Below are 17028 nucleotides of genomic sequence, written 5' to 3'. Positions count from 1 at the left end.
GAGATCTCGTCATGAAATTTCATAAACTCAGGTGACGAGAATATTCTTGAGAATACAAAAAGTCTTCATTTTTATGAAGCACGATCTGAATTCTCCAATTTTTCTTGAAGATATCTTAAAAAAACAGGTCGGCTCGAAATATCGAGTCGACCCGAAAGCGGTATACTCCGCCATTTCCTGCACTGGAGGCAGAGTGTCGTCTCTAAGGTTCGCCATGTCCATGCCCGCGAAAGGACATGGCGAACCACAGCGCGGACGGCGTTTTGCATATCCGCTTTATATATGAAAATGCAGGGTTTGTACCAAGTGTAAACGTTTTATACCAAACCGGACGGATTCGTCATTGTCGGCATGGCCTTGGCCAGCACATGCGCACTACACAGTAAAGACGATTCGGAAAAAGCCGGTCCAATCATCTGCAAGCCGATAGGCATCGAAGAGACACTCCCCAGCCCCACAGGCAATGACAGCCCCGGAAGGCCTGCCAGGTTGAGGGACAGCGTAAAAATGTCACTCAAATACATTTGCAACGGGTCAGCGGTTTTTTCATCAACCTTAAACGCTGTAAACGGTGAAACCGGACCAACAAGGATATCGCACCGTTCAAATGCGTCGAGATAGTCCTGTCGGATAAGACGCCGAACCCGAGCGGCCTTGCGATAGTATGCATCGTAATAGCCGGCAGAAAGAACATATGTCCCAAGCATGATACGACGTTTCACTTCATCGCCGAAACCGGTTGTCCGTGACGTTTCATACATATCAATGAGTTCTTCGGCATTCGGATCACGATATCCATAGCGAACGCCATCAAAACGTGCGAGGTTGGAACTCGCTTCCGCCATGGCCAAGACATAATACGTCGCCACAGCATATTTCGTATGCGGCATAGATACCGGTACGATCTCGGCCCCAAGCTCGGCAGCACTATCGATCGCAGACTGGCAGGCCGATCGCACTTCGTCATCGACCCCCTCTCCCCAATATTCTTCGGGAACGCCCAAACGAACACCTTTAAGGTCGGTGGCTTTAGCAAGTTCACTTTCATAATCGGACGACTCCGATGGCGAACACGTGCTGTCGCGCGGGTCATGGCCGGCAATAGCAGTCAAAACGGCGGCGGCATCGGCCGGAGTCCGAGTCAGAGGACCGATTTGATCCAAACTCGAACCATAGGCGACAAGACCATATCGAGAAACGCGGCCATAGGTCGGTTTCAATCCAACCACCCCACAAAACGATGCCGGTTGCCTGATGGATCCACCGGTATCAGTTCCAAGGGCAGCAAAACACTGCCCCGCGGCCACACTCGCCGCAGAACCACCACTCGACCCACCTGGAACACGTTCCAAATCCCAAGGGTTTCTGGTGACGGCGAATGCGGAATTTTCCGTCGACGACCCCATGGCGAACTCGTCCATGTTGGCTTTCCCCAAAATCACCGCACCGCGGCTTTTGAGGCGTTCGATAACAAAAGCATCATAGAATGGAACGAATCGTTCCAAAATTTTCGATGCACAGGTTGTCGGCGCATCTTTCACACAAATAGCGTCTTTGATGACAAGAGGTACCCCGAACAGGGTTTGCTCCGGTTTACGTCCTGCAGCATCAAGCGCTTTGGCCTGGTCTAAGGCGTTTTGCGGATCATAATGCAAGAGCGCTTTGATGGATGGCTCTGTGGCTGCAATGCGATCAATACAAGTCGTAGTCGTTTCCGTGGCCGACACGTCTTTTGCCGCCAATTTGTCGCGTACCTGCGTCAGGGTCAACGAAGTGAGATCAGACATGCTCTATCCTTATCCAGGCAATCACCTGAAAAGAGTTAGACAATTCGAGGAACAATAAAAAACTGACCGTCATCTTCCGGTGCGTTCGCCAGAACGTCACTCCGCTCTGTCGTCTTGAACGCCTCATCTTTACGATACGGCGTCGAATGGGCCACCGGACTATACAACGGATCGACATTCTCCGTGTCGAGCTCGTTCAAGACAGCCATATGGCCAAGGATATCATCCATCTGGCCGGCAAACAGTGCAAGCTTGTCATCATCGAGGCGCAACCGGGCTAATTTGGCCACTTTGGCGGCTTCGTCCTTGCTGATATTCATGCTGGTTATCCTTTTCTCTTTGGCCGACAGGCATCGGCCCGGCTCAATATGTCAGAACACGACAAGCTCGCTCAACGACGTCTCTCGTGGCGATGCCTTGCCGGCTATTAGTACCCATCCGTCCCTTGCGATCCGGTCGACATCGTCGGTGGTTCATTCACAGCGGGAGGTTCATTGACCATGGCCGGTGTGGAGGATGTTGCCGGTAGCGACGTCGAGACCGGAGGCGCTGCACCATGCTCCATCGCTCCGGACGCTGGCGGCGATGCAACAACACTGACTCCATTGCCACCTCCACTATATTCCGGGGCGGACTGCCTCGTGCTCATGTCGAGGTTACCGGCCGGAAAGGCGCCTTGTCCTCGAATCGTTTCCAAGCGTCTGTAAAAACCATCTTTATTGATCTCTTTCATCCCTTCTACCGAAGGACGGAAGAGAAACATCTGCTGACTTGCCAAGCCGGAAGTATCGTACTGCAAAGGGGCCATCGTCCATTGAAAATGACTCGCGGTTTCGGCAAGTCGCGCATTGATCCGATCTCGCGGCGACATCGGATCAATATCCCCCAATGCTACAGCAAAACGTAAATAGTCATATCCGAGCGCCACCCAAAAATCGGGTTCTCCGCCGGTCTGTTCCATATACGCCGACTTAAGGGCTGCACTCTCCATAGTGTTGGATTGCGGATTATACGCTCCAGGAAACACAGCGAGTCGGTAATGATTCACGTCGATAGGACGTTTCGCGACGGCCGCACGGGTCAGCGCCTGACTCCACAAACGCGGTCCAAGAAAGAGCAAGTGGTTCGCGTTGAAATAAAAGAAATACGGAACAATCCCATCGATACGATCCCATGCATCGGGCACGAACACGGCGTCATAATTCGTTTGACCATTTTCGCCGACCATATTTTCGACAACGGACCGCCAGGAGGCTGGGTTGTTCGGATCATACGAACCGGTCATCACCACTTCCCCACCACGCGAACGCACGGCTTTGACGAACAAGTCAGCCATTGTCGTGCCGTATCGATCACTCGGCCGTAACACGGCAAGTCTCGTTAATCTGTAGTCCTTCACAGCAAGTTCAGCCAGCGCAGCGACCTCATCTTCCGGGCTGCCAAAAAAACGCCACGCCTGGCTTCCTTCAGTCACGTCGGCCAAAGAGGGCAAAAAACACAGCGGAACACGACCGGACAACGCACCGGCTTTCACGAGATCACCGAATGTTTGCTTGTGCATAGGGCCACCAACAACATGAATGGTTGGGTCAAGGCTGGCCAAGGTCTGGTTAAAATCCGGAGCCGTCGAATCAATGATCGTCACCTGAACCGGAGTACCGTTCTGCTGTAACACTTTTTCCGCGGCGGCGACACCGGCCTGCACTTTTCCGCCAAGTTCACGAAATGCACCACCAAGCGGGAGAATTACAGCTGTTTTGAGCGCACCGTGTTTTTTCGCCCCAGCCATGGCTTTGGGTTTTTCCAAGCCATAAAATGGCAGGTTCGCAACACCACCGTCGAGAATTTTGATAAAGAGCGTTCGGTCGGCAATGTTTCCTTGCGATGCAAGAAGTTGTGCATACTGGCGCAACTCGCCACGCTTCTCCGGATAATCACGCGCCAGACGTCTGGCTTGTTCAAAAGCAATAAGCGCTTGAGGAAACTCAAATCGACTCTGTTCATTCACCATTGTTTCCAATGAAGAAAACGCCGAACTGTCCAAACCATCAAGAGTACGAGCCAGCCATGCCTCCATGCGCACTTTGTCTTCTGTCGTAGGCATACGAGTATAGGCATCACGAACAACCGTTACAGCTCCGGCAGGATTTTTTCCTTTGGCAAACAGAGAAAAAAGCTCAACGGCCGCTATCGCCGCCGTATCCGCAGGTACATCGTTGCGGGTCAACACCTCGGAAAGATACGACTCCGCCTCAAACGATTGGCCACGGCCCATTGCTTCCAACGACTTTGCGTGCAAAAGTAACCAGACGGGTTGTCTCCAAATATCTGGATTGAAATTCTTCCAACGATCAAGGCCCTTTAACACAGCCTCATAGCGCTCAAGGAAGTACGCGCTTTTTACCATGCGTTCAAAGCCCTGATTACGTTGGGACGCACTGAGTCCCGCCATACTCACAAGCTTGGAATAGAGAATTTCACTTTGTGCATAGTCTCCATTATTCCATGCTCGCGAGGCTTCTTCATTGAGCTGCGATGCCGGTGACGGCCCGGTTGCCTTAGACGAGGTTCCCGGTTTCGGTACCATCATCGTACACCCGAACAATAACAACACGGCACATATCGCCACAACGCCTCGAAAGACCGTTATATTCTCACGTCGGCCAACCCAACGCATGGCGTCCTCCCCTCACGGGCACCCGGTGTCCGTGGTTATGATATATCGATTTTGTTTTTACGCAGAACAGTCGCTGCCAAGCGAGAAACACGAGAACACCTTCGGCGTTCTTTTCTTCGATTGGCGTTGTAAATTTCAGACTATAAACCGGTTGCATCCATAGCAAAAAAAAAGCGGTCCCGCAAAGTGCGAGACCGGGTGCACAGCTTGCGACAGCACAACCAGCGGAACATAAAATCGTAGAGAGAAAGTTTACAATGCGCTTACCAAGCCAAAGGACGATATCGAATAAACATTCCGCAACCCCCTCTGGTTCTATGAAAAAAAGTTTCTCTCATTCCATAAAACACTGCCCTGCTCGTTGTGAGACTCTTCTCGTTTATTGATGCCTTGCAGAACGTCCCTCAACAATCAATCGCCCTGACAACTTCGAGAATGCAAACAACACTCTGTCTCTCGATCTACTGCGGAGCGAAGTTCTTTTATAAATTCATCCAGTTCCGTATAGCGGACCCCATAGCCTAAGTTAAAAATGTAATCAACGGAACGAGAAGGATTGGTTCCTTGGACATGTTGCAAAAGGGTTTCAAGCTTATCCAATGCCTTCACAAGACGCGCTTCCGGAGATTGAGCATATTCATACTCCTCCCAAAGACAAAGGAGTTCATGGCGTTGCTCTTCTGGGAGCGGACGGACCAAGTCTTTCAAATCTTCACGTTCTTGTTCATCTTTTGGACCGGTCTGTTCCGGGGCAGGAATATCGCCATGGATGGCTTCACCGAGGTCATGAACGATACAAAGCTGTAAAATTTTCAAAGCATCCAAATCAGGATATGCCTTGCTTATAAGCATCGCAAAAAGACACAGTCTCCAACTGTGCTCTGCCGTACTTTCTTGCCTTCCAGACTGCGTCCATGTCGTTCGCAGAGTACTTTTTAATGCCTCCGCTCTGCGCAGGAAATCCAGGAGATTATAAACCCAATCTTCCTTATTACTCTCTGACATGATTTTCCCCGATGCTTTTGAGACCAAAACAACAAACAGTCACGATATCTATTTTTCCGCCTCTGCGTTGCTTCCACTGACATACTCTTCGGGACTGTTAAGTATCGTCTGCAGTATGTCGGCGAACAATCCAGCATGATACCCGTCCGCAAGACCATGATGGACCTGAAACGAGAACGGCGTCACCCACTGATTACCATCTTGAGTGAAGCGCCCCCAAGTTAGTCGTGGTACCGAGTCATTGTTATTCAAGAGAGCCGGGTGCTGAACGCTCGTAAATTTAATCCAGGGCAAAGAGGTCATGTAGACCTCGTCATCTTGTCCGAAGTCGCCAAGAATAAGCTCCTCTGCTTGCTTATTTATTTCAGTGTTTTCATCGACTTCCTGAAAAAAAATCCGACTATCACGATTGAAACGAGCTCGACAGAAGTTGAAGACATTATTCTTTCCCATTATGGTGAATGCAGGGTGAACACAATCATGTTCCACCACTTGCCCATCTCGAATTCGGGTTTTCATCTCAGGAATCTGATTGGCGGCGTACGATGCGAGAAACAGCATCAAACTGAAAATCTTCACCCCATGTTCTTTTGCAAAGCCGCGCGCGGTCGTCACGTCCAGATCAAAACAGACGCTGAAATGCGGCAAGTCTATTCCGGAGAAAAAAGAGAAATGACTTTTTCTTTCCCACGTACTCATGTCGATAATTTTCATAATAACTCCACCCCATTGTGTTGATAACAACCGAGAGTGTTCTTAACACTCGCCACGTGCTCGAGAAGGGCAATACAGAATGAAAGATTAACAGGAAAGGACATTTGTCCCACAGGATATTTCAATGCAATCCGTGCACAAGGAACTCGCCCAAGAATTGTTAGCAGCGGTAGCGCGTAGGTTTCGACAAGGTCAGGCTGGAATATCAGAAGCCGTCATACAACCAAGGACATCAATCATTCTTCAGAAAGAGTCTCCCGAATTTGTTTACATCATCCTTCACGGCAGCATGAAAATCCATCTCAACACCCCAAAAGGAAACGAATTTCTTGTTGCCATTGAGGGGCCAGGCGTTCTCTTCGGGGAAGTTGAAGCATTGACCGGGGAAGCAGCGACCTGCTCTGTCACAGCGTTAATGGAAAGTAAGGTGGCAAAAATTTCTCTGCAGGCGTACCCAAATTGGCTCAATGAGGACCATGCCTTTGCGCTGTTAGTGAATCGAATCATTACATATCGCCTCCAAATCATGACAAAGAGAGCTGCAACTCACCTTTCCTACCCTATGGAATATTCTGTGCTCAAGTTGCTGAAAATGATGGCGGAAGAACGCTCTTCACTCAGATTGCATGTATCCAAAGAGGATATTGCCAATTACCTGGGAACGAGTGTGAGAAGCATCAATCGAATTTTGAAAGACCTGTGTAGCAAGCACGTCATCTCACCCGCTCAAAAAATTGAGATTATAACGATGGAGGGTCTTGAAAACGTCATGCGCCAATACGACGCATAAAATTTCTGCTGCCTGCTTTTCGTCTTGAGTGGAGTCTCCCTCAACTTACGAAGAAAGCCCTCGGTCCCACTAAACGCGGGACCGAGGGCTTTGAGCACAATATGTTATTTAAGGAGTAAACCTTATTTCACTTCAGTGTAGTCGGCATCGACGACGTCGTCATCGGGGCCACCGGCTGCACCGGACGGACCAGCTTGCGGGCCGGCTTCAGGACCACCCGCTCCTGCACCCTGGTCACCCTTCTGCTGATACAGCAGTTCGGCCAGTTTGTGCGACGACTGCGCCAGGGAGTCCTTGGCCTTGTTGATGTCTTCAAGAGAATCCGTCTGGAGTGCGCTTTTAACGCCCTCAACCTTACCTTCGATTTCAGCACGGAGCGCCGGATCGACCTTTTCACCGAGGTCACGAATGGATTTTTCCGTGGTGTAAACCAAGGTGTCAGCTTCGTTTCTCGCTTCAATAAGCTGTTGTTTTTTCTTGTCTTCGTCAGCATGCGACTCAGCGTCTTTGACCAGTCGCTGAATTTCGTCTTCGGAAAGACCAGAAGAAGCCGTAATGCGGATCGACTGCTCTTTGCCGGTACCCAGATCTTTCGCCGAAACGTTGACGATACCGTTCGCATCGATGTCGAAGGAGACTTCGATTTGCGGCATACCACGAGGTGCCGGCGGAATACCGGTCAGTTCGAAGCGGCCCAAGGTCATATTGTCTCCGGCCATGGGGCGTTCACCCTGCATGACGTGAATGGAAACAGACGGTTGGTTGTCAGCAGCAGTCGTAAAGGTCTGGCTTTTGCGAGTCGGAATCGTCGTGTTCCGGTCGATGAGCTTGGTGAAAACTCCACCCAGAGTTTCGATACCGAGCGACAGCGGCGTTACGTCGAGCAACAGCACGTCTTTAACGTCACCGGCCAGGATACCACCCTGAATAGCTGCGCCCATGGCGACGACTTCGTCAGGGTTCACGCTGCGGTTGGGTTCCTTACCGAAGAATTCCTGCACCTTTTTCTGAACCAAAGGCATACGCGTCATACCACCAACAAGAACAACTTCGTCGATGTCGCTAGCGCTGACGCCAGCATCGGCCAAAGCCTTCTTGCAGGGTTCGATCGTGCGGCTTACCAGGTCTTCGACCAAGCTTTCCAGTTTCGAACGAGTCAGTTTGACAAGCATATGCTTGGGACCGCTGGCGTCGGCGGTGATAAACGGCAGGTTGACTTCGGTTTCCATGGCCGTGGAAAGTTCTTTCTTGGCTTTTTCACCGCCTTCTTTCAGGCGCTGCAGGGCCATACGATCCTGCGACAAGTCAATGCCATTTTCGCGCTTGAACTCGGCAACAAGGTAGTCGATGACACGCTGGTCAAAGTCTTCCCCACCGAGGAACGTGTCGCCATTGGTTGCGCGAACTTCAACAACATTATCGCCAACCTCAAGAATCGAGATATCAAACGTACCACCACCCAAGTCGAAGACGGCAATCTTTTCGTTGGACTTCTTGTCAAATCCGTAAGCGAGCGAAGCAGCTGTCGGTTCGTTGATGATGCGCTTCACTTCGAGACCGGCAATACGTCCGGCGTCTTTCGTAGCCTGACGCTGCGAGTCATTAAAGTATGCCGGAACCGTAATAACTGCTTCGGTCACGGACTCACCAAGGTAGGTTTCCGCGTCTTTTTTCAGCTTTTGTAGAATCATGGCCGAAACTTCAGACGGGCTGTATTTTTTACCGTCCACTTCGACATACGCGTCACCGTTATTGCCAGAGACAATCTTGTACGGGCAGTGATCCAGCCAACGGGAAACTTCGGGAGAATCAAATTTCCGGCCCATAAGACGTTTAATTGCGAAAACGGTCTTGTCCGGGTTCGTCACGGCCTGACGTTTGGCGATTTCACCGACAAGGCGTTCTTTGGTGAATCCCACCACCGAAGGGGTGGTACGGCCACCCTCGGGGTTGGAGACACATTTCGGGTCTTTCCCTTCCATAACATAAACGCACGAGTTGGTCGTACCGAGGTCGATACCGATAATTTTGCCCATATGTATTTATCCTCCTCAAAATCGAAAATGTATAATGGATGCCGCAGGCGCATGCCATCGCTCTGCGGGAATGCGCTCACACAAACCAGCATTTTAATTCCCCTTTCCGGATTGTAAAGGGGCACATCTGATTTTTTTTATGATGTTTTGTTGACCATCACCTTCGCAGCGCGCAGTAACCGGTCGTGCAAACGAAATCCTTTCTGCACGACTTCAGCCACACAATCCTGATCCAGGTCAGGACGCGCCATGAGTCCCAAAGCCTCGTGAAAGGCGGGGTCGAAGGCCTCACCAATTTCGCCGAATTCGGCAACACCATGCCCTTTGAGCGCATCCATCAATGCTTTGCGCGTCATCTCCACGCCCATGACGAAATCTTTACATGCTTCGTTGCCGCGACCATGGGTCAGCGCCAGATCAAGATTGTCGAGAGCGGGTAAAATGTCGCGCAACACTGTTTCTGCAGCATATTTGACAAACTCTTCCTTCTCCCGCGTCAAGCGACGCTTGAGGTTCTCAGCGTCCGCCATGGCACGCAACCTGCGTTCGCTTTCGACCTTGAGCTGTTCCCGCAACGTTTCAATCTCTTCCTCGGGAGACATGGAAATCTCCACCTGGTCTTCGGACTCGGGAACGTCCTTCGAAAGCTCTTCACGGACGGTTTCCTTGTCTGCATCTACCATGTATGGTTCTCCTTCACATAGGAAATAACGGATTTGTGGAATGCTCATTCCGACATATCCGTTTTTTTACGTTGTTGAAAGCCATTCTGCCCAAACGAATCATTCTTTCTGTCATGGACAAGGCGTCACAATTCTTTTTGAACTCAAAAGTGTTTTGTCAACAGTTGGGTTAACGTCCTTGCCGTGTAATGTACCATAGGAACCAAACGGCAATAGTCCATACGAACAGGACCAATGAGCCCAACAGTGCCTAATGGAGCCGATTCCGGCCCATACGGCGCGGCAATGATACCGAGTACACTGAATTCATCAAGATGACTTTCTTCACCAATGACAACAGCAGTCTTGTACTCTCGTACGGTCGTATCAAGAATCTGCAATAAAGTATTATGTTCTTCCAAAATACAGAGCAATTCTCGCATCGCTGTCGCGTCGGAGAATTCAGGCTGCGCGAGAATATTGGCTCGGCCCTCAACGTAGACTTCAGGCTCTTCGTCTTCCTCGAATGTCAAGAGCGCCAACGTCAATGCTTTGTGACACAGTCGGTCCAGTTCCCTTTTGGCTCCATTGAGCTCTGCGACAATGCGCCCTCGCGCTTCTGCCACCGTCATATTCTGGAAAAGATAATTCAAGTAGTTGCCGAACTTCACTAAGTCATTGGATGTAATATCCTTCTCGACGGCAATAACCTGTTTTTTAACGATGCCCCCTTGCAAAATGAGCATCACCACAATCAAGCCCGGCTTGATGAGTTCGAACTCAATTCGACGCCACCGAATATTCGTGTGGCGCGGCGCAATCACCATTCCAACCTGCAGTGACGTATCCGACAATACCCGTGATGCTTGGCGTAAAATATCGCCGATTTCCAGACCAGCCTTCCCAAGCGCAATCATGATACGCTCTTTCTCCAAATTGGAGAGCGGGCGTTGCTTCATGATCTCATCGAGATATAAACGAAAAGCACGTGCTGTCGGTACACGACCGGCCGACGTATGCGGTTGGGCCAAATAATCCTTATCTGTCAAATCCGCCATGATATTTCGTATACTGGCGGCTGACAGCTTGAGCGGACAGGTCTTGGCCACAGTACGCGACCCCACGGGCTGGGCATCGGCGATATATGTATCGACGATCGAATGTAAAACAATAAGTTCCCGCTCCGTCAGAGTCATGCTTCCACCTCTCTTAGCACTCTTCCTCTTTGAGTGCCAAAGGAGGTAACAACGGTTGTGCCCCCTGTCAACCCGGCTCAATTGTTGGACAAATAAATGAGCGCCCATAAGTCGATGAAAATTCATTAAAAGAAAATGATATCACTGGATCCACTCCCTCTTCGAAATATGCCGTCTGGTTGGTTCAACGCATAAAAAAAAGCATCCGACTGACCGGATGCTTTCTTTGCGTATTCTGTAATGTTGGAGAAGGGTTATGCGAGGAAACCGTAAACATACTCCCGCAAGGACTGTACCCAGGGTCTTGGGGTGAACCCGGTCACCTCGGTCAATTTTTGCGTGGAAAGGACGGAGTACGCTGGGCGTTTCGCTTTTTGTGGAAATTCATCTGACATAATTGGTTCAACACGACAGTTGACGCCGGCTGCCGCTACAGCCTCACTGGTGAGTTCACACCAACTCGCCTTGCCACCTCCAACTGTATGAAACAATCCACGAGCATTCGCTTTGATCAAAGCCAAGCTCATAGAGGAGAGATCAATGGTGGATGTCGGTGACCCCACCTGGTCATGCACGATACGCAAAACATCACGCTCCCTTGCATAACCAAGAATTTTTTCCACAAAGTTGATTTTTCCCGGTCCGAACAACCACGCGGTGCGCAAACATAAAAAATGCTCCATCCCCATATCGGCCAGGGCCAACTCCCCTTCGAGCTTGGTCTTTCCGTACACGGATTGCGGGTTAACAGGATCGGTCTCAACATAGGGTTCGGTCTTTGTTCCATCAAAAACAAAGTCCGTGCTGTAATGAACAAGGCAACTCCCGTGATCCAGACATATTTGACCAAGTAAACGAGGGAGTGTCTTATTGAGCTTTGCTGCTTCCACCGGTTCATCTTCGGCTTGGTCAACGGCTGTATAGGCTATCGTATTGAAAACATAGTCCGGCTTGAAATCATTCAAAAGTCGAGCGACAGCCGACTCGTCAAACACATCGAGGGTATCTCGCCCTGTAGGAACAACCTCGTACCCGGCCTCTGTAAGTGTTCGGGTCAACGGCATACCGAGCAAGCCGCGCTTGCCGCCAAGAACAACGACCCTCCCCGGAATCATGATCGTTCTCCGTACCAACGGTTCATGAACGAGCGATATGCACCGCTTTCTACTCCCTCAAGCCATGCACTATTTTGCTCATACCAGTCGATCGTTTCTTGAATACCTGCAGCAAAATTCAGACTCGGTGCAAAACCAAGTTCCTTGGCTGCAAGGTCAAAATTCATGGCATACCGTCGATCATGTCCAGGACGATCTTTCACGTATGTAATGAGATCTTCAGATTTTCCGAGGGCAGAAAGAATTGTTTTCACGACATCAATATTCTTCATTTCCGCTGCGCCGCCAAAGTTATACACGGCACCGAGGCGTCCCTTGCGCAATGCCAAATCGACACCTCGACAATGGTCGGCAACATAAATCCAGTCGCGTACGTTTTGGCCGTCTCCATAGACAGGTAAAGATTCACCGCCCTTGGCTTTGGAGTACATCAAAGGAATAAGTTTTTCCGGAAACTGATACGGACCGTAGTTATTGGAGCACCGTGTGATGACAACAGGGAAATCATGCGTCTCAAAAAATGCCCGACACAACATATCAGAGGAAGCCTTGGAAGCAGAATACGGACTGTTGGGAGCAAGCGGGCTTTCTTCGCTGAATTGCCCGTCTTCTCCAAGCGTTCCATAAACTTCATCTGTCGAAACATGGACAAATCGGTCAACACCGTATTTCCGGCTCGCCTCAAGAAGGTTTTTTGTACCAACGACATTCGTCTCAATAAATGGAGAACAATCGTCTATTGAGCGGTCAACATGGGATTCAGCTGCAAAGTTCACCACAGCATCAATCTTGTGTGTCCGAAGAATATGCGAAACGAGCTCGACGTTCCCAATATCGCCCTGTACGAAAAAATAGCGTTCCCCTCCAAATTCCCGCTCTATGTCGACCATATTTTCAGGATTGCCGGCATAAGTGAGCTTATCGAGGTTGACGATGACGTCTTCAGGCTGTTCCCGCATCACGAGATGGATATAGTTGGCTCCGATAAATCCGCAGCCACCGGTGACAAGAAGTCGCATGATGCTCCTTTAGTTCATTTTTTTCGGGACATGCACAAAAAAGGCTTGCCAATCCCGATGGTTTCAGGCAAATTGACAAATGGGCGGTTAACTCAGTGGTTAGAGTGCCATCTTCACACGGTGGAAGTCCGGGGTTCAAATCCCCGACCGCCCACCACCGAAACATCAAGCCCCGGCAACGGGGCTTTTTCTTTTCCCCGTTGGCCGTGCTTTTCGCTTCAAGAAGAAACAAAGTCAAGCAACAACGGATGTTTTCCCATGCCATGTATCGTTTTGTACGAGCCTGAAATTCCTCCTAATACAGGCAGCATCGCTCGCTTATGCGCTGCAACTCGCATTCCCTTACACCTTATTGAACCACTCGGTTTCAAGCTGGAAGATAAATATTTAAAAAGAGCCGGCCTCGATTATTGGCCCCATGTCAATCTTTCGGTCTGGCCCGATTTTTCTGCATTTGCCAAAGCCAATGCGCATTTACGCTTTGTTGCGACAACGTCACAGCATCGTGGCCATGGCGCCGTTCCTTACCATAAATTCGCCTATCAGGAAAATGATGCGCTTCTTTTCGGCGCTGAATCCAAAGGGCTCCCGGAATCGTTCCTCACCGATCCGACACAATGTATTGCAATCCCAATCTTTGGCGAAGTCCGTAGCCTCAACCTCGCGAATGCAGCCTCTATTATTCTATATGAGTCACTCCGCCAATTAGGCACACTTAATTCTCACATCGGGTGATAACATCAGTATAGGAATTGACAGTACTGTGTCTGCCGTGAAATAAATATTGTGCCTTAAAACAATCACTTTAATATAGACAGGAATACTATGAAATCGTTCATTCTTGCCATGTTTATCGCTATCACCTTGCTTTTTGTTTCAGTGACAAGTTTTGCTCAAAAGGCTCTCACAATGACAGGCGTATTCAAGCAACACGAAGGCATGGTTCAATTCAAATCCAACCAACATCCGAATACAATCTATATTCCTGTTGCGTCAGTGCAAGATCCTGCTGACGTTCTGGGGATCGAAGTCCAAATCACCGCAACAATCGATGAATCCTTTACGGAAACGGGAAGCGGTGACAACGTCAAACAAATCAAAATCACCAAATTTGAAATATTACAAGATATGTCCGGCACGCCGACGCCCCTGCCCGTCGAGCCAACACCTTCTGGAGCACAATAGTTTCTCTATGACGCTAGTATTCAACCCCGTGTCAGAGAGCGAGAGTCCGTCATGAAAATTCTCTTGGTCGATGATTCCGAAACGTCGCTCATGCTGCTGGAAACCATTCTCCATGGAGCTGGATATCATGACCTTGTCCGGACCAATGCAGCAACTGAAGCTCTTGAATTTCTTCACCTAGCGAAGAAGGAGTCGCCAGAGACACAACCGCCGATAGACTTAATTCTTATGGATATCGTCATGCCGGGACTCAATGGCATTGAAGCCACAAGAGCCATTAAAAATGATCCACAACTTCGAGATGTGCCGATCATTATGGTAACGGTCAAAGATGAAGAAGATAGTCTTGAACGCGCCTTTGAAGCCGGGGCAATTGATTACATTAATAAACCTGTCAGCAAAATAGAGCTCCGTGCGCGGGTCGGCTCCGTTCTCAAACTGAAGCAAGAAATGGATCAACGCAAAGCCCGTGAGCGTCAACTCGAAAATTTGACGCGCCGACTCCATGAACTTTCTAACCTCGACGGGTTGACCAACGTCGCGAATCGTCGCAGTTTTGAAGATACGTACGGTCGGGAATGGCGCCGCTCTAAAAGGGAAAAAAAGCCCTTATCGGTCATGATGATCGATATTGATTTCTTCAAGCGCTACAACGATACCTATGGTCACCTTGAGGGTGACACGTGTCTAAAACAAGTTGCCCAGGCCATTCAGTCCTCAATACGCCGTCCAGGTGATTTTATCGCTCGTTATGGTGGAGAAGAGTTTGTCGTTATCCTCCCCGATACCTCTCCGACTGGAGCCGTCACCATTGCCGAAGCAATTCGAAACAATGTTGGCGCTCTTCACATAGAGCACTCGGCTTCCGACGTCAGCGACGTTGTCACTGTGAGTATTGGCATCGCCGGCCATACTCCTGACGACAGCATTGATTCCAAAACGTTGCTCAGTTCCTCAGACCAAGCTTTGTATCAAGCGAAATCCATGGGGCGGGACCGGATCAATATTCACACTCCGGGAAGCTGTAGCTTCTAAGACTTACGCGCTCACCGGGGAATTGAGAACAAGCAAGCGCATATCTTTGACCGAAAAGTGTATCTAAAGACATACGCCTGTCTTTTCGCATGAGCAGGAGATAAGGTCACAAGAAAACGGCGCTAGTCCATTTTGAGTTCCTTCCATATTTCACGACGTTTCTCGTACTCTTCTTTAAAACGCTTCAATGCCCGACTATTTTCAGGATTATGTCCTTGGGCTTTTTCTGCGCGTTCCATGAAATACTCGGTCTTTCTTTTGTCCCCGCGATACATCGCTGCATAGGCGAATTGAAGCTGCGCGCCGAACATCTCGCCGGCACTGCCCAGTATCTGGCCATACCCCTGACGCACATCAGGATTGTCAGGAACAAGCGCGACGACTTTTTTCATGACACCAATAGCATCAGCATCCTTCCGTTGCTGAGAAAGTAAACGAGCATACTCAAAAAGAGCCAGGCTATCTTGAGGATTATCCAATACGGCTCTGGACAAGTACCCTTCTGCTTTGTCGAATTGCCGCATCGACTGATAATAAAATCCTGCTTCGCGTAAAAACAGAGGGTCGCTCCCTCCACAGGCTAATGCCTTTTCAAATACAGGTCCGGCGGGACTTTTGTTGTTTTGTCTGGAAAGCGCAATGGCCAACCCAAGACGGTCAAGACACGTCGAATCACCGGCCTTATTAAAAGCTGACAAAGCAGATTTCGGAGGAGTATACCGTGCCCGAACTAACGTCTGGACGCGCTTGAAGTTCACATCGTCTTCCGGCCGATTCTGGATGTTGGCTGGCATTTTCTTTATTTGATCTTCAATGTATCCAACACGCTCGGAAAGCCCGGGGTGTGTACTTAAATATGTCGGAATTGTGCCTGTCCCCTTGAACCATCGCATGCGTTGCATAGTCTCGAATGCTCCGCGCATACCGTTTGGCTGAAAACCGGCATCAACAAGAAACGTCAACCCAGCTTTATCGGCTTCGCGTTCATCGTCTCGACTGTACTTCAACATAGCTGTGGCACCCAAAGCACGTGAGCCGGCAGCAACAGCCCCCCCGATATCGGAATTTCCCGAAGCAACACCCGCAGCCAACCCAGCTAACATGCCTAGCAATGCGCCAATGGAAATCTTCTGAAACGATTCCATTCGATTCGCCAAGTGTCGCTCTGAAACGTGCGCCAATTCGTGACTAATGACAGCGGCGAGCTCAGACTCATGGTCGAGATTAAGTATAAGGCCCGTGAACACATACATATAGCCTGCAGGAGCGGCAAATGCATTCATGGATGGATCGTCGACAACACCAACCTTGATAGGAAACAGCGTCGGAGGCATTTGCCGTAAAATGCGATCAGTTATCCCACGAACGTAGTCGATGATATAGGGATCCTCAACGAGCTGAAGATGAGACCGAACAAGCACATTGAATTTGTCCCCAAGTTCTTTCTCATCTTTTATAGTAAAATCAAATAATCCAGCCTGACTTCGTACAGACAACGTCGCCACAAGAAACACGACGAGAGCGAGTACACAGGCCGATTTCGCAAGCCCGTAAAGAGAGGCAAAGCAACGGATGGTTTTCATGAGTTCGCTTTACACTCTTGCCGTGAATTTGGGAAGCGGAGGCAAAGACAAAGGACAAACACGCTATAAGCGCTATGCGAAACACACAGGCGGGTGAAAACAGAAAGGAAGAAAGACAACAGTTCAAAATGCAAACAAAATTTCTCACGTCAAGGAAAGAGGCCTTGCTCCTTGACGTGAGAATCCGACGAAGACACGTGCTTCATGCAAACACGCATCCTTTG

Annotated in this window: 15 protein-coding genes and 1 tRNA gene; 5 read left to right on the top strand and 11 right to left on the bottom strand. The window is 49.6% G+C overall.

Going from position 1 to position 17028, the window contains the following annotated elements; all coding sequences use genetic code 11:
• Nucleotides 1–317: 317 nt before the first annotated feature.
• From gatA to G451_RS0116385, 5 genes are all read right to left on the bottom strand, one after another.
• Nucleotides 318–1787, bottom strand: coding sequence for an Asp-tRNA(Asn)/Glu-tRNA(Gln) amidotransferase subunit GatA (gene gatA, locus G451_RS0116410; RefSeq protein WP_027185113.1), 1470 nt, complete (start codon nt 1785–1787; stop codon nt 318–320).
• Nucleotides 1788–1822: 35 nt separating this feature from the next.
• Nucleotides 1823–2107, bottom strand: a complete 285-nt coding sequence (gatC, locus tag G451_RS0116405) for an Asp-tRNA(Asn)/Glu-tRNA(Gln) amidotransferase subunit GatC (protein ID WP_027185112.1) — start codon at nt 2105–2107, stop codon at nt 1823–1825.
• A 107-nt stretch (nt 2108–2214) separates the two neighbouring features.
• A complete protein-coding gene (locus G451_RS32975) occupies nt 2215–4464 on the bottom strand; it encodes a penicillin-binding protein activator (RefSeq protein WP_051261583.1) in 2250 nt (749 codons plus the stop codon).
• Nucleotides 4465–4875: 411 nt separating this feature from the next.
• Nucleotides 4876–5469: an HD domain-containing protein gene (locus G451_RS0116390; protein WP_051261582.1), complete on the bottom strand. Its 594-nt coding sequence runs from the start codon at nt 5467–5469 to the stop codon at nt 4876–4878.
• Between the two features lie 48 nt (nt 5470–5517).
• Complete coding sequence (locus G451_RS0116385) at nt 5518–6183, bottom strand: chloramphenicol acetyltransferase (protein ID WP_027185110.1); 666 nt, start codon at nt 6181–6183, stop codon at nt 5518–5520.
• Between the two features lie 124 nt (nt 6184–6307).
• Between G451_RS0116385 and G451_RS32970 the strand changes: the two genes are divergently transcribed.
• Nucleotides 6308–6973 (top strand): Crp/Fnr family transcriptional regulator, encoded by a 666-nt coding sequence (locus G451_RS32970; protein ID WP_027185109.1) that lies wholly within the window; start codon nt 6308–6310, stop codon nt 6971–6973.
• Nucleotides 6974–7095: 122 nt separating this feature from the next.
• On the opposite strand, the gene dnaK is transcribed toward G451_RS32970, so the two are convergent.
• The 5 genes from dnaK to rfbB all read right to left on the bottom strand — a co-directional run bounded on the left by dnaK (nt 7096) and on the right by rfbB (nt 13001).
• Entirely contained in the window at nt 7096–9009 is a 1914-nt protein-coding gene (dnaK, locus tag G451_RS0116375) for a molecular chaperone DnaK (RefSeq protein ID WP_027185108.1), read from the bottom strand.
• 137 nt (nt 9010–9146) lie between these two features.
• Nucleotides 9147–9692, bottom strand: coding sequence for a nucleotide exchange factor GrpE (grpE, locus tag G451_RS0116370; RefSeq protein ID WP_027185107.1), 546 nt, complete (start codon nt 9690–9692; stop codon nt 9147–9149).
• 143 nt (nt 9693–9835) lie between these two features.
• Complete coding sequence (gene hrcA, locus G451_RS0116365) at nt 9836–10867, bottom strand: heat-inducible transcriptional repressor HrcA (RefSeq protein WP_027185106.1); 1032 nt, start codon at nt 10865–10867, stop codon at nt 9836–9838.
• A 254-nt stretch (nt 10868–11121) separates the two neighbouring features.
• Nucleotides 11122–11982, bottom strand: coding sequence for a dTDP-4-dehydrorhamnose reductase (gene rfbD / locus G451_RS0116360; protein ID WP_027185105.1), 861 nt, complete (start codon nt 11980–11982; stop codon nt 11122–11124).
• Complete coding sequence (rfbB, locus tag G451_RS0116355) at nt 11979–13001, bottom strand: dTDP-glucose 4,6-dehydratase (RefSeq protein WP_027185104.1); 1023 nt, start codon at nt 12999–13001, stop codon at nt 11979–11981. Before rfbB ends, rfbD begins: the two co-directional genes overlap by 4 nt.
• 81 nt (nt 13002–13082) lie before the next feature.
• Here rfbB and G451_RS0116350 point away from each other — a divergent pair.
• From G451_RS0116350 to G451_RS0116335, 4 genes are all read left to right on the top strand, one after another.
• Nucleotides 13083–13158, top strand: a tRNA-Val gene (locus G451_RS0116350).
• A gap of 101 nt (nt 13159–13259) precedes the next feature.
• The gene (locus tag G451_RS0116345) at nt 13260–13736 is read left to right on the top strand and encodes a tRNA (cytidine(34)-2'-O)-methyltransferase (protein ID WP_027185103.1); all 477 of its coding nucleotides are present in this window, start codon (nt 13260–13262) and stop codon (nt 13734–13736) included.
• 90 nt (nt 13737–13826) lie between these two features.
• Nucleotides 13827–14186, top strand: coding sequence for a hypothetical protein (locus G451_RS0116340; RefSeq protein ID WP_027185102.1), 360 nt, complete (start codon nt 13827–13829; stop codon nt 14184–14186).
• 51 nt (nt 14187–14237) lie between these two features.
• Nucleotides 14238–15221, top strand: coding sequence for a GGDEF domain-containing response regulator (locus G451_RS0116335; protein WP_027185101.1), 984 nt, complete (start codon nt 14238–14240; stop codon nt 15219–15221).
• Nucleotides 15222–15343: 122 nt separating this feature from the next.
• Here the strand turns inward: G451_RS0116335 and G451_RS0116330 are convergent, their stop codons facing one another.
• Nucleotides 15344–16804: a beta-barrel assembly-enhancing protease gene (locus tag G451_RS0116330; RefSeq protein ID WP_027185100.1), complete on the bottom strand. Its 1461-nt coding sequence runs from the start codon at nt 16802–16804 to the stop codon at nt 15344–15346.
• Between the last annotated feature and the right edge of the window lie 224 nt (nt 16805–17028).

The organism is Desulfovibrio inopinatus DSM 10711, assembly GCF_000429305.1.
GTDB classification, from domain to species: Bacteria; Desulfobacterota; Desulfovibrionia; order Desulfovibrionales; family Desulfovibrionaceae; genus Alteridesulfovibrio; species Alteridesulfovibrio inopinatus.
This window is presented reverse-complemented; position numbering and strand designations above follow the sequence as displayed.